This window comes from Intrasporangium oryzae NRRL B-24470, assembly GCF_000576595.1.
GTDB lineage: Bacteria > Actinomycetota > Actinomycetes > Actinomycetales > Dermatophilaceae > Intrasporangium_C > Intrasporangium_C oryzae.
Genome location: NZ_AWSA01000015.1, coordinates 33,163 through 44,928 on the forward strand (window position 1 = coordinate 33,163; position 11,766 = coordinate 44,928).

Annotated in this window: 11 protein-coding genes; 5 read left to right on the forward strand and 6 right to left on the reverse strand. The window is 70.7% G+C overall.

Features of this window, described 5'->3' with window-relative positions; all coding sequences use genetic code 11:
- Positions 1-133: 133 nt before the first annotated feature.
- From N865_RS08685 to N865_RS08695, 3 genes are all read right to left on the reverse strand, one after another.
- Entirely contained in the window at positions 134-1,864 is a 1,731-nt protein-coding gene (locus N865_RS08685) for a sensor histidine kinase (protein ID WP_034804253.1), read from the reverse strand.
- Complete coding sequence (locus tag N865_RS08690; protein ID WP_051510369.1) at positions 1,861-2,595, reverse strand: response regulator; 735 nt, start codon at positions 2,593-2,595, stop codon at positions 1,861-1,863. Before N865_RS08690 ends, N865_RS08685 begins: the two co-directional genes overlap by 4 nt.
- 175 nt (positions 2,596-2,770) lie before the next feature.
- Positions 2,771-3,532, reverse strand: coding sequence for an SDR family NAD(P)-dependent oxidoreductase (locus tag N865_RS08695; RefSeq protein WP_051510370.1), 762 nt, complete (start codon positions 3,530-3,532; stop codon positions 2,771-2,773).
- 49 nt (positions 3,533-3,581) lie between these two features.
- Here N865_RS08695 and N865_RS08700 point away from each other — a divergent pair, with 49 nt between their 5' ends.
- Positions 3,582-4,193: a TetR/AcrR family transcriptional regulator gene (locus tag N865_RS08700; protein ID WP_034804256.1), complete on the forward strand. Its 612-nt coding sequence runs from the start codon at positions 3,582-3,584 to the stop codon at positions 4,191-4,193.
- Entirely contained in the window at positions 4,190-4,828 is a 639-nt protein-coding gene (locus N865_RS08705; RefSeq protein WP_051510371.1) for a YdeI/OmpD-associated family protein, read from the forward strand. Before N865_RS08700 ends, N865_RS08705 begins: the two co-directional genes overlap by 4 nt.
- 54 nt (positions 4,829-4,882) lie before the next feature.
- Here N865_RS08705 and N865_RS22690 read toward each other — a convergent pair whose 3' ends face one another.
- Complete coding sequence (locus N865_RS22690) at positions 4,883-5,518, reverse strand: TetR/AcrR family transcriptional regulator (protein WP_034804260.1); 636 nt, start codon at positions 5,516-5,518, stop codon at positions 4,883-4,885.
- 251 nt (positions 5,519-5,769) lie between these two features.
- Here N865_RS22690 and N865_RS08715 point away from each other — a divergent pair, with 251 nt between their 5' ends.
- The 3 genes from N865_RS08715 (at position 5,770) to N865_RS08725 (ending at position 10,022) form a co-directional block, all read left to right on the forward strand.
- Positions 5,770-7,287, forward strand: a complete 1,518-nt coding sequence (locus N865_RS08715) for an MFS transporter (RefSeq protein WP_211244883.1) — start codon at positions 5,770-5,772, stop codon at positions 7,285-7,287.
- Positions 7,284-8,198, forward strand: coding sequence for an SDR family NAD(P)-dependent oxidoreductase (locus tag N865_RS08720; RefSeq protein ID WP_084328076.1), 915 nt, complete (start codon positions 7,284-7,286; stop codon positions 8,196-8,198). Before N865_RS08715 ends, N865_RS08720 begins: the two co-directional genes overlap by 4 nt.
- Positions 8,199-8,594: 396 nt before the next feature.
- Positions 8,595-10,022, forward strand: a complete 1,428-nt coding sequence (locus N865_RS08725; protein ID WP_157557629.1) for a sialidase family protein — start codon at positions 8,595-8,597, stop codon at positions 10,020-10,022.
- Between the two features lie 3 nt (positions 10,023-10,025).
- Here the strand turns inward: N865_RS08725 and N865_RS08730 are convergent, their stop codons facing one another.
- Together N865_RS08730 and N865_RS08735 are read right to left on the reverse strand one after the other, a co-directional pair.
- Positions 10,026-10,631 (reverse strand): response regulator transcription factor, encoded by a 606-nt coding sequence (locus N865_RS08730; RefSeq protein ID WP_034804265.1) that lies wholly within the window; start codon positions 10,629-10,631, stop codon positions 10,026-10,028.
- Positions 10,628-11,761 (reverse strand): sensor histidine kinase, encoded by a 1,134-nt coding sequence (locus N865_RS08735; RefSeq protein WP_034804365.1) that lies wholly within the window; start codon positions 11,759-11,761, stop codon positions 10,628-10,630. Before N865_RS08735 ends, N865_RS08730 begins: the two co-directional genes overlap by 4 nt.
- Between the last annotated feature and the right edge of the window lie 5 nt (positions 11,762-11,766).

Genomic DNA, 11,766 nt, shown 5'->3' on the forward strand with positions numbered 1-11,766 from the left:
GGTCAGACATCTCCTCGTGAGCGATCACGTTCGGCGTCGACCGGGCGTGCTGCACGCGACCCGGTCTGGCCCCTTGTCGTTACTCAACCCACGGACCCGACCACCCGCAATGGGGTCGATGCTCATGGTTTCCTCAACGCGGCTGCGCCCGTGGGAGCCGGAGCAGCATCGAGGTCCCGGTGAGCGTGGAGCGACCCACGGTGAGGTCGCCGCCCATGGCCCGCATGAGGCCGTGCGCGAGGCCCAACCCGAGACCCACACTCTCGTAGTGCGCGGCGTCCTCCGGTCCGCCCCCTGCGCGCTCACCCGACGACGGGTCGGCCCGGGCGAAGGGTGTGAAGAGCCGCGGGAGGAGGTCCTGCGGGATCCCGGGACCGTCGTCGTCGACCGACACCACCACGCTCGCACCGGTCACGCTCGCACCGGTCACGCTCGCACCCTCCTGCGTGGCCCGGGTGCGCACGTCCACCCGACCCCCCACGTTGCCGTGCCGGATGGCGTTCGTGACGAGGTTGAGCAGCACCTGGCGGAACCGGCGTCGATCGGCGCAGACGACGTCGTCCGCGAGGTCGTGCGCCAGCTCGACCTGCCGCCGCTCGGCCGTGGCCGAGAGCAGCCCGAACACCTCGACCACGACGTCCCGGACGCGGACGCCCTCGAGCACGAGGGGCAGGGCGTTGGCCTCGATGCGGCTGAGGTCGAGAACGTCGGCCAGGAGGTCCATCACGTGGCCGGCGGCGGCGGTGATGTGGCCCAGTGCCTCGCGTCGCTGGGCCTCGTCGAGGTCGATCGTGCCGAGGATCTCGGCGAAGCCGACGATGGCCTGGATCGGCGTGCGGGCCTCGTGGCCCACGGCGGCGAGCAGCTCGGACTTGGCGTGCACGAGCTCCTCGGCCGTCCGTCGCGCCGTTTCCGCCTCCACCCGGGCTCGCCGGTCGGACTCGGCCGCGCGCCGCTCGGTGAGGTCGAACACGTTGACGACGTACTGGGCCGGAGTGCCGTCCCGACCACGAAGGAGTGAGATCGTCACCTCCACCTCGACGGTGCGGCCGTCGCCGCGCTGCAGCAGCGCCTCGAAGGTGATGGGTCCGCGGCCGCCCTGGCCGAGCTCGTCGAGCCGGGTCTCCAGCGATCGGCCCTTGGGGACCACCACGTCGGCGAGGGCGCTGCCGACCAGGTTTCGTGCCCCGAGCCTGGTCAGGGTGTTGTTGCTCGTGGTGACGGTGCGGTCGGGTCCGAGGATCGCCATCCCGAGCGAGTTGTCGTCGAAGGACCTGCGGAACCGCTCCTCGCTCTCCATCAGGTCGCCGAGCAGGCCGGCATGGTCGATGGCGACCGAGGCGAGATGGCTGAAGCGGTCGACCAGCAGCTGCTCACGCGGAGTCGGACGATGCGGTTGAGGGTGGTACACGGCGAAGGTGCCCACGGGCAGCCCGTCGCGCCCCTCGATCGGGGTGGACCAGCAGCTGCGCATCCCCGCCGCCAGGGCCAGGTCGCGGAAGTCGACCCACCGGGCGTCGGTACGCACGTCGGTGGCGATGACCGGGACGTTGAGCGACGCCGCCGTCCCACAGGAGCCGGCCCGTTCACCGATCGACATCCCGTCGATGGAGGCGACGTACTCGGCGGGAAGGCTCGGCGCCGCGCAGTGGTGGAGCGTGCCCCGCTCGCGGTCCAGCAACAGAACCGAGCACCGCGCGTCAGGGATGAGGTGCTCGAGCGAGGTGAGGATCTCGCCCAGCACGTCGGGCAGCGGGGTGGCGCCGGCCATCAGCTCGAGCACCTCGGTCTGCCGATCGAGCATCTCCTGCGCGTCGCCGGGCCAGAGCTCCGCGCCACGCTGTGGCAGTCCCGCCGCGGTCATTCGCCCTCCACCAGCTGGTAGCCGACACCACGCACGGTCCGCAGCAGCCGAGGCTTCGACGGGTCCTGCTCGAGCTTGAGGCGGAGCCGGTGCACGTGCTCGGTCACCGTCGCCTCGCCGAGCCATTCGGAGGAGCAGTTCCACACCCGGTCGACCAGCTGGCTGCGCGTGAAGACGTGGCTCGGGTGCATGGCCAGGAAGAGGAGGAGGTCGTACTCCCTCGGGGTGAGCTCGATCTCCTGTCCGTCGAGCTGGACCTTTCGGCTGGCCGTCTCGATGCGCAGTGCGCCGACGACGATCGCCTCACCGGACAGTTCCGGGGAGCTGCGCCGCAGCACGGACCTGACGCGCGCGGCGAGCTCACCGGGTGAGAACGGCTTCACGAGGTAGTCGTCGGCTCCGAGGTCCAGCCCGACGATCCGGTCGGTCTCGCCGCTGCGTCCCGAGAGCACGATGATCGGCAGGTCGGACCTGCCCGCCTGCCCCTCCCGCACCGACCGCAGGACGTCCAGACCGCCCAACCGCGGCAGCGAGAGGTCGAGGACGACCAGGGTCGGGTGGTCGTCGCGGATCCGGCGCAGGGCCGTGGCGCCGTCGTCGGCCTCCACGACGCGGAACCCGGCATCGTCGAGCTGCCAACGGACGACGGTACGGATCGCGGCGTCGTCGTCCACGACGAGCACGACTGGCGCTCTCGGGTCGGCCACCCTGCCGGCCGCGACCTGGCTCATGCCTGATGCCTATCACGCCGTGCCGGGACCGGTCACCACATCGTTCGTCACGGTGGCCCTTGTTCGGGGACGTGTTCGTCAGCCGGTCTTGGCCGGTGCGAGCTGGATCGGGCCAAGTCCTTGGTCACTGCCGGAAGACGATGTCCCTCACGGGCCGGATCAGTCCCGTGCAGTCTCACCACGGAAGCGCCGTGCCATCCCGGAAGAAGCCCCCTCGCGGGCCGTCGTCGGGAAGCGTGGCAGCCCACACGATCCCGGGGACGCTGTCGGCGACGGGACGTGCGCCCATCTGCTCGGCACCCGGCCACGTTGCAGTGAGGAAGGGGTCGACCGCATTGACGATGACGGGCGTGTCGGCGAGCTCGGCGGCGAAGGCGGCGGTGAGCGCCAGCACCGCCGCTTTGCTGACGCCGTATGACGCGGCTGCCCCACGGCGAGAGGTCAGCCCGAACTGCGTGTCGCCGTGCGATCCGGCTCCGCTTCCGACGTTCACGACCCTTGGATGGTCGGAGCGCTGGAGCAGCGGGAGGAACGCCTGCACCATGGCCCAAGGACCGAACAGATTGGTGTCCATGACTTTTCGTGTCTCCTCAAGGTCCGCACTGAGCGCCGTCTCCGTCCAGTCGACGTACGCCGCAGCGTTGTTGACGAGGACATCGAGCCTGCCGGCGCCGGCGTCCACGGCAGCGGCACCGGCTCGGATCGAGGTGACGTCGGAGACATCAACAACGAGCGGGCGGGCATCGCCGCCGGCCGCGGACGCCTCCCGGACGGAGCGAGCCACCGCGTCGGGGTCGCGTCCGGCAAAGAACACGATGGCGCCACTCCGGGCCAGGTCCCCGGCGACCGCGCGGCCGATGCCTCGGGTCGCACCGGTGACGAGGCAGACGGGGGCCTGCTTCCACGGCCATTGGTTCGCGATCTTGAGTTCTGCCATGGCTCACTCCTGATGTGACGGAACGGTCCGTTCCACCTAAAGTAGGTGCATGCCATCGAAGACCGCAACCGGAGCGTTCCGTCGCTCGCGCGAAGAGCGCGAGGCAGTCATCCTCGACACGGCGCAGGATCTCTTCTACGCGCGCGGGGTCCATGAGGTAGGCATGGACGAACTCGTGGCAGCCACCGGGCTGGGCAAGGCGACCGTGTACCGGTTGTATCCCACGAAGGACGCACTGGTCGGGGCCTACTTGCAACGGCTGGCGACGACGATCTTCGCCGAGATCGACGCCGTGCAGGAGCGGCACGCCGGTGCCGCCGCACCAGCGCTGCTGGAGATCCTCGATGCCGTCGAACACGACATCCGCCGCCCGGGGTTCCGCGGCTGCGCCTTCAACAACGCCAGCATCGAGTTCGACGACCGGGATCATCCGGCGCGGGCAGCGGCACGCTCCTACCGGGATCTGCTCGACACGCGACTCCGCGGCCTTTCGGTGGAGCTGGCCGGGCGGGCCGCCGGTGAAGCCCTGGGCGATCAGCTCGCCGTCCTCATCGACGGCGCCTACACCAATGCTGCCCACCTCGGGCCGGACGGGCCCGCCGCAGCAGGGCTGGGGCTCGCCCGCGAGCTCGTTCAGTCCCACACGGGCGGCCGATCATGAGCGAGCGGTACCTGTACCTGACGGTCACGTCACGGGCCCAGTGGCGTGGCTGGTTGGCCGCCCACGGTGCGAGCGAGCCGGGCGTCTGGGTCACGACATGGAAGAAGGGCAGCGGGCAACCCCACGTCTCCTACGACGACATCGTCGACGAGGCCATCGCCGCCGGATGGGTCGACTCACGTCCCCAGCGTGTCGACGAGAACCGCTCAGGCCTGCTCGTCACCCCGCGCAAGCCTGCCAGCCGCTGGTCGAAGAAGAACAAGGATCGGGTCGAACGACTTCTCGCTGCCGGCCTGATGCGCCCTGAGGGGCTCGCCGTCGTCGAGGCAGCCAAGGCGTCGGGGACGTGGAACGCCCTCGATGACGTCGAGGCACTCAACGAGCCGGACGACCTGAGCGCAGCACTCGACGCAGAGCCGGTCGCACGCGCCTACTTCGCGGCCTTTCCGAGGTCCGCCAAACGCGCCATCCTCGAATGGATCTCGGCGGCGAAGACCCCCGAGACCCGCGCAGCCCGCATCGAGCGCGCGGTCGGCGACGCCTCCCTCAACATCCGCGCCAACCAGTGGCGCCAGCCGAAGGGCTCCCAGCGCACCGCACCGACGCCTGAAGGCCGCAGCAAGCGCACAGAGTAGGACATCGCGGCCCGCCCGGTTCCCCCACGACTCAGACGCGAGCCGGGTCACGCCTCAGTGGATCCCCGCGGCCATGATGTCGAGCAGCCGGGTCATCGCGGCTTCACGCTGCTCCGCATCGAAGGCGACGAGGGGACCCTCAAGCAGCAGGTTGGCCAGGCCGTGGACGGCAGCCCAGGCCGCGACGTCGGTGTAACCGCGCAGCTCCGGTGCGAGCGCGCCAGCCTCGACGAGCTCGTCGATGCACTGCTGGACCAGCTGGAAGGGTCCGAGCCCGCTGTCCCCGCGAGCCTCCGGAGGCGGCGCCTCGGGCTGCCGGGGGTGGGCCTCGGGGAGAAAGGCGACGGCGAAGAGTCCCGGCTCAGACAGGGCGAAGTGGAGGTAGGCGCTGCCCGTGGCCCGGAACCGCGCCCGGGCCGCCTCCGCCCTGTCGCTCGTCGTCGGGATCTCGGCCATCTCGGCTTCCATGGTCCGGGCCATCTCGGCCGACGCGTGCGCCGAGATGGCGACGAGCAGCGCCTCGCGGTCGGCGTAGTGCCGATAGGCAGCGGTGTTGCTCACGCCGGCCCGGCGCTGGACGTCGCGGAGCGACACGGCTGCGGGCCCGCCTGCGCGCGCCAACGCGATCCCATGGGCGAGCAGAGTCGCCTTGAGGTCGCCCCTGCGGGACTGTCGTCCCGGTTCGGCCATTGCGCTTCCTCTCCACCGAGGGCACTTGTTGACAGTGCTAACAGACAGTGTCACTCTAGCCAAGTTGACACTGCTAACTCCACTTTCCGCGCAGGTCAGGAGCCCCTGGAATGTCGTCGACCACCTCCCCCCAACCACCGGGCGTCCCTCCAGCCGCCTTCCCTCCAACATCCGTCCCTCCTACCGCGGTCCCCGGCGGCTGGGATCCGCGGTCGTGGCGCCGCGCAGGCCCGACGACGGTCCTCACGGTCGTGCTGCTCGCCGTGCTGGCGATCAACGTCGAGACCACCGTCGTCAACGTGGCCGTCCCGACCCTCAATCGGGAGCTCGGAGCGACCACGACCCAGCTCCAGTGGATCGTCGACGCCTACAACCTCGCCTTCGCTGCGCTGGTTCTCGCCGGCGGAGGGATCGGTGACCGCGCTGGACGTCGGGGCACTCTCGTCGTCGGCCTCATCCTCTTCGGTGTGACCTCCGTGCTCGCCGCCGTGTGCACCACCCCGGACGCCCTCATCTGGGCGCGCGCAGGCATGGGGGTGGGATCCGCGCTCGTGTATCCGACGACGCTCGCGATCATCACGGACACCTTCCGCGACCGCCGGGCCCGGGCAGCCGCGATCGGCGCGTGGGGGGCGGTGGGCGGCCTCGGTGTCGCGCTCGGCCCGATCCTCGGCGGGGTGCTGCTCGAGCACTTCTGGTGGGGAAGCCTCTTCCTTGCCCTCGCACCCGCTGCAGTCGTCGCTGCTCTGTTGAGCTGGCTCGTCGTTCCCGAGTCGCGTGAGCCACACCGACCCCGCCTCGACCGGGCAGGAGTGACGCTGTCGGTCCTCATGCTGGGCAGCCTCGTCTACACGATCATCGAGGCACCGGATCGGGGCTGGACCTCGCTGTCGACGTTGATGGGATTTGCGTGCGCCGGAGCCGCTGCCGTGGCCTTCGTCGTGGTCGAGCTGCGGCAGGCCCAGCCACTCATCGACGTCTCCCTCTTCACCAACCTGCGGTTCAGCGCGGCCAGCGGCGCCGTCACCATCGCCTTCTTCGCCCTCTTCGGGTTCATCTTCCTCATCACGCTCTTCTTCCAGCTCGTGCAAGGACAGGGACCGCTCACCACGGGGATCCGGATCCTGCCGGTCGCGGTCTCGATCGCGGTCGGGTCCGTCGTCGGAACTCGGCTCGCTGCGTCCCGCCTCGGGACCAAGGCGGTAGTGACCGCCGGGCTGCTCATGCTCGCGATCGCCTTCGCCTGGGCGTCGACCGCCCACGCCGACATCGGCTATGGCGAGGTCGCCGGGCAGATGGTGCTCCTGGGCACCGGACTCGGCCTGACCAGCGCACCCGCCACGGAGTCGATCATGGGCGTCGTGCGCCCCGAACAGGCCGGCGCGGGCTCAGCCCTCAACGACGCCACTCGACAGGTCGGTGGCACCCTCGGGGTCGCGGTGCTCGGAAGCATCTACGCCACCCTGTACGCCCGGCACCTCGACGGCTCTCCCGTCGTCGCACAGTTGCCCGAGGCGGCCCGCACGGTGGCTGGTGAGGGGCTGGCACAGGGCCTCGCAGTCGCTCAAGCGGCGCCGCCGGGGGCCGGACTCGCCGTGCGCGAGACCGTCATCGCAGGCTTCCTGGACGGGCTTCAGGCCGGGTGCCTCACCGCCTCAGCAGTGTGCGTTGCCGGTGCGGTCGCCGTTGCCGCGCTGCTCCCATCGCACCCCAGCCCACCGGTCCGGGCGGGTCATGCTCCGGACCGCGAGCCCCAGGTCGCCCCGTGACCGCTCATCGCCCCGACGACGCTACTGCGACCCGGGCCGTCGCAGGCTCGCGGCTTCGGCAACGCTACGGCCCCTGGGCCGTCGTCACAGGGGCCTCCGACGGCATCGGACGTGCCTGTGCAGTTGCCCTCGGCGCAGCCGGCTTCAACCTCGTGCTCGTCGCCAGGCGTGAGCCCGAGCTCGAGGCGCTCGCCGCCGCACTACGCTCCTCCGGCGCCGAAGCCCTCGTCGTGGCGGGCGATGTCACGGACGTGCGGTTCACGGAGCGGCTCGCGGCGACCACCGCCACCCTCTCCGTCGGACTGGTCGTGCTGGCAGCGGGTTTCGGATCCCTCGGCGCCTTCGTCGATCGTGAACTGGCGGACGAGGTCGCCATGATCGAGGTCAACGTCGTGGCCGTGACACGGCTCGCGCACCTCTTCGCGGGCCGGCTCGCCGCGCAGGGCTGCGGCGGACTCGTCCTCTTCGGCTCCATCGTCGCCGGACAGGGAACGCCGCTGCAGGCAAACTACGCGGCGACCAAGGCGTACGTCCGCTCGCTCGGCGAGGCCCTCTCCGTCGAGCTGCGCCCGCACGGCGTCGACGTCCTCGTCGTCTCCCCCGGGCCCGTCGACACCGGATTCGCAGACCGGGCCGGGATGACCATGCCGTCGGCGGCCGCCCCCGAGGTCGTGGCTCGCGCCGCGCTCCGCTCCATCGGGCGGCGGGGCTCGGTCGTCCCCGGCGTCCGCGCCCGGTTGCTGACCTTCGGGCTCGCCCTCGCTCCCCGTCGGCTTCGGACCCGGATCATGCACCGTGTCATGCGCGGCATGCTGGGTCCCGAGCCCCCGGACCAGCGAGCCGTTGCTCCGAGCGGGAGCGGGGGCACCGTCAGACCATCGTCGGGCACCGAGTCGCGGCCGGGCACCTGAACGAGCCCGACTGGAGATCGGGGGCTCTCGTCCACGTCGCTGGATGCCGCCCTGCTGTGGGGCGACTGAAAGAGGGCACCCCGTGGGCCCCTTGACCCCCTGTATGCCGCTGAGGCACCTCCCGTCCTGCGGCTCGCCCGTCGGAGCCGGGACCGGAACGTGACGTCTGGGGTGCAGGTTGGCTGGCTCAGCCCACGGAGGCGACAACGCCGTCGACGCAGGCCAGGGGCATAAGGCCTCGTCGTGACGGGCGCCCCCTGGCCCTCGAGCCAGGGCCAACCGTTGCCCTGCCCCGTTACCTCCCGAGCGGAGGCGAGCGGGTATAGCGTGACACGGTTCGGTGGAAGCTCAAGGAAGTGCTCTCGACAGACCAGCTCACGGTCACTGGAGGCCCCAATGCGTCGATATCCGTTTATTGCCGTGGCCGTCTGCGCTGCAGCCTGGCTCGCGGTGGTCCCCGCCGCCCAGGCCCGCACGGCCGACATCAAGGTCCAGGTCACGGACGTTTCGCAGAGCACGCAGTCGGGGGACGTTCTCTCGCAGAATGAGACCCCGATCGCGGTCAACCCGGCGAACCCCGACAACATGATCACGGGCGCCAACGACTGGAACTACAACGACGGCTGCGCCGTGAACTCCACTTTCGATGGTGGGAAGACTTGGAGCCCAACGCTTCCCGATGGGTTCATCCCCGGCGTCACCAAGTACACCAACGACCCGGCCGTTCCCGGGACGGGTGCCTACGACGCCGGCGGCGACCCCACGATCGCGTTCTCACCGGACGGCAGGGTTGCCTACTTCGTGTGCCAGGCCTTCAACTTCACGCCTCCCTACGAGATCGCTCTGTTGCTCAACCGCTCCTATGACGGTGGGCGGACGTGGCAGCAGACCGGCCTGACCCAGGTCTCGACGGGCACGGGCAACGGCGTCTCCAAGGGGTCCAACGGGCAGTTCCCGGACCACGAGAACATCCACGTCGACCCGACGAACGGCTGGATCTACGTGACCTGGGCGCAGTTCAACGGCTCGAGCTCCCACTCTCCCGTCATCGTCGCAATCAGCCGGGACGGTGGCGACACCTTCGTGCAGACCCAGGTGACCGCTGGCAACGTGCGCAACAACCAGGACCAACGGGTCGTCACCGACCCACAGGGCAACGCCTACCTCACGTTCGACAACAGCGTCCAGGGCGGCAAGGGCACCGTGATCTATGTGAGCCGACTCCAGAGCGGGTCCAGCACCTGGTCGACGCCCTACGCCTTCACGACGCTGACCAACCCCCTGTGCCTGTTCCCGCCCTACTGCTTCACCATCTCCGGCGGCCAGTTCCGCGCCGGCGGGACCTACCCGGCACCGGCCTTCAACCCCGTCGACGGGCGGCTCTACGTCGCGTATGCCGACGCCAAGGGGTCATACGGCCAGCTGTACGTCCAGTCGGCGCCCGGCACGGACCTCACCTCCTGGACGCCGCCGAAAGCCGTCTCGCCGGCCCCCGCCGACCAGTTCTCCGGCGAGCTGTCGATTGCGTCCAACGGTCGGCTCGATCTGTCCTTCTACGACCGTCGCTACACCGGCAACGCGCTCGTCGACGTGACCTACGCGACGAGCTCCGACGGCGGAGCGAGCTGGCGCACGGCGCGGGTGACGGATCACGGGTTCGACCCCTCCGCCTGGGGAGTACCGTCCGGCGCAGGCTTCCGGCCCTTCATCGGCGACTACAACGGGATCGCCTCGACGCCCACGCACGCTGAGCTGACGTGGACCGGCGTCGCCGAACCCGCGCCCTACAACCTCGACATCTACGCCGCGACGGTCACGCCCTGACGGTCAGAGCCAGCCGTTGCCGTCGGCGATCAGCACCGCCTCGGCCCGGTTGCCCGCCCCGGTCTTGCCGATCGCACTCGACAGGTGGTTGCGGACCGTGCCCTCGGAGAGGAAGAGCTTCCGGGCGATCGCGGCCACCGACGAACCGTCCCGGGCTGCCTGGAGGACCTCCGCCTCCCGCGCCGTCAGCGGTGACTCGCCCGCGATCAGGCTGTCGGTGGCGAGCGCCGGGTCGACGACCCGCAGGCCGGCATACACCCGGCGCACGGCGTCCGCGAGCTCGGCGGCCGGGGTGTCCTTGACGACGAACCCCGAGGCTCCGGCCTGGAGCGCCCGACGCAGGTAGCCCGGTCGGCCGAACGTCGTGACGATGAGGATCCGGACGTCGGGGAACTCGGCTCGGACCGCGGCTGCGGCGGCGATGCCGTTGAGCCCCGGCATCTCGACGTCGAGGAGGGCGACGTCGGGACGGTGCTCACGCACTGCATCGAGCACCGCGTCGCCGGAGCCGACCTCGGCGACGACCTCGAGGTCCGGCTCGAGGGCGAGCAGCGCGGAGAGGGCGCCGCGCACGAGCGCCTGGTCGTCGGCCAGCAGCAGCCGGATCATGCCTTGACCACCTTCAGCGAGAAGCCGGGGTTCAGCGTGGTGGTGACGACCGTCGCGCCCACCGCCGCGGCCCGCTCACGCAGCCCGAGCAGCCCGTGCCCGCCGACCGGCATACCCTCGACGCCGGCGCCGAGGGCGCCACGTCCGTCGTCGGCGATCTCGGCCGAGGACGCCGTCAGCGTCACCGTGCAGCGACGCGCACCACTGTGCCGGACCACGTTGGTGACTCCCTCCCGGATCGTCCAGGCGAACAGCTCGCGCAACGACGAGGGCACCTCGTCCGTGGAGTTCGGCAGGTCTGCCTCGATCTCCGCGGCCTCCAGGGCGATCCGGGCCCGAGCGAGCTCACCGGGCAAGGTGAGCTCGCGATAGCCCTCGACGGCCCGGCGCACGTCGGCGAGCGCGTCGCGCGACAGCCGCTCGAGATCGGTGACCTCCGCGCGAGCGCGCGTCGGGTCGACGTCGAAGAGCTTCTGGGCGAGCTCGGCCTTGACCGTGATCACCGTGAGCGAGTGGCCGAGGATGTCGTGCAGGTCGCGGGCGAAGCGGTTGCGCTCGTCCTCCAGGGCGAGCCGGGCGTTCTCCTCGCGCACGGAGAGCATCTCGATGTTGCGGCTGATCGACTGGGAGATGCCCCAGATCGCGAGCGCCGCGACGAGCGTGCCGAAGAGGATGCCGCGGTCGGACTCCCAGCCGTCCACGAGCAGCGTGGCGGCGTAGGTGGTGCAGGCGACGGCGGCCGCGACGATCCACCCCCACAGGGAGGGCAGGGAGATCATGCTGAGGACGGCGATGTAGACCGCCGTCGCGGTCCCCGCCTGACCGATCGCCAGGCAGATCGTCACGGCGAGCGCGATCTCGACGGCCACGGCGACGACGCCGAGGGCCGGGCTCGGCGTGATCCGGAACGGCGTCCCCGCCCGGCGCCACCGCAGGAGCAGGAAGACCCCGAGGTAGATCGCGGCGAAGAGCACCGTGGCGACGATCGCGACCCAGCCGGCGACCGTGTCCCGCTTGGACCAGCCCGCCTCGAGCGGGTTGAGCAGGTAGAACATCCAGATCGCCGCGAAGACCCACCCCCACCGACGAGGACCGTCGCGCGGGTCGAGGTCGGCGCGGGTGGAGCTCATGCGGC

Coding starts and splice junctions, on each gene's coding strand:
- N865_RS08685 (WP_034804253.1), bottom strand. CDS start 1,864: ATGACCGCGGCGGGACTGCCACAGCGTGGCGCGGAGCTCTGGCCCGGC.
- N865_RS08690 (WP_051510369.1), bottom strand. CDS start 2,595: ATGAGCCAGGTCGCGGCCGGCAGGGTGGCCGACCCGAGAGCGCCAGTC.
- N865_RS08695 (WP_051510370.1), bottom strand. CDS start 3,532: ATGGCAGAACTCAAGATCGCGAACCAATGGCCGTGGAAGCAGGCCCCC.
- N865_RS08700 (WP_034804256.1), top strand. CDS start 3,582: ATGCCATCGAAGACCGCAACCGGAGCGTTCCGTCGCTCGCGCGAAGAG.
- N865_RS08705 (WP_051510371.1), top strand. CDS start 4,190: ATGAGCGAGCGGTACCTGTACCTGACGGTCACGTCACGGGCCCAGTGG.
- N865_RS22690 (WP_034804260.1), bottom strand. CDS start 5,518: ATGGCCGAACCGGGACGACAGTCCCGCAGGGGCGACCTCAAGGCGACT.
- N865_RS08725 (WP_157557629.1), top strand. CDS start 8,595: ATGCGTCGATATCCGTTTATTGCCGTGGCCGTCTGCGCTGCAGCCTGG.
- N865_RS08730 (WP_034804265.1), bottom strand. CDS start 10,631: ATGATCCGGCTGCTGCTGGCCGACGACCAGGCGCTCGTGCGCGGCGCC.
- N865_RS08735 (WP_034804365.1), bottom strand. CDS start 11,761: ATGAGCTCCACCCGCGCCGACCTCGACCCGCGCGACGGTCCTCGTCGG.